We start from the raw sequence: 803 nt of genomic DNA on the forward strand, positions 1-803 counted from the left end.
TCCATGACATGGCGCAGCAGCGTCACGCCGTCCGAGGCGTTCGGCGCAAGATCGGACAGGCGCTCGTTCGCGAAGGTCGCGAGCCAAGTCGCGTCGCTGGTGCCGTTCATCTGCGCGGGCGTCCCCGGAAAGATCGAAGTGTCGATGACCCACGCCCAATCACCCGACGCACCGCACGAATCCTCGTTGGACTTATCTGAGGAACCGGGCCAGCTTAGGCGATCCAAAACCGTGAACATCGTTGCACTCCCCCTCGCCAAATCAATCCACGGACGCCATAACGCAAAGATCCTGCGAAGGTCCAGCCGATGCTTCTCGACTTCATCTCCTCCGCGCTCGTCACTCTTCTGGTGACGCTCGATCCGCCGGCACTCGCGCCGATCTTCATTTCTCTCACACGGGGAATGACCGGAGCCGAGCAGCGACGCGTCGCGATCCGGGCCTCGCTGATCGCCTTCTGCATCCTTGCCTTTTTCGGGCTCGGCGGCGAGGTGCTGCTGCGCCTTCTGGGCGTCGGCATTCCCGCCTTCCGCATTTCGGGCGGGCTCTTGCTGTTCTGGATCGCCTTCGAAATGGTGTTCGAGCGCCGCAACGAGCGCAAGCAGCACACGGCCGACGTCGCCATCACCGAAGACCACATCCGCAACGTCGCCGCTTTCCCATTGGCGATTCCGCTGATGGCCGGCCCTGGTGCGATCACCGCCGTCATCCTCCTCGCCGGCCGTGCCGACGGCAACGTCGTCTACCTGACATCGCTCATCATGCTGATCGGCCTCGGCGTCGCGTCCTGCCTTGTCGTGTTC

Annotated in this window: 1 protein-coding gene and 1 pseudogene; one reads left to right on the forward strand and one right to left on the reverse strand. The window is 63.5% G+C overall.

Annotated elements, in window-relative coordinates:
• Nucleotides 1-239: pseudogene (locus AC1DT3_RS23000) on the reverse strand (hypothetical protein); the annotation flags it as partial.
• Nucleotides 240-308: 69 nt separating this feature from the next.
• Between AC1DT3_RS23000 and AC1DT3_RS23005 the strand changes: the two are divergent.
• Nucleotides 309-803, forward strand: a 495-nt coding sequence (locus tag AC1DT3_RS23005; protein WP_477467475.1) for a MarC family protein, incomplete at its 3' end; no start/stop codon positions are given.

It is taken from the genome of Microvirga sp. P4_G7 (assembly GCF_056401005.1).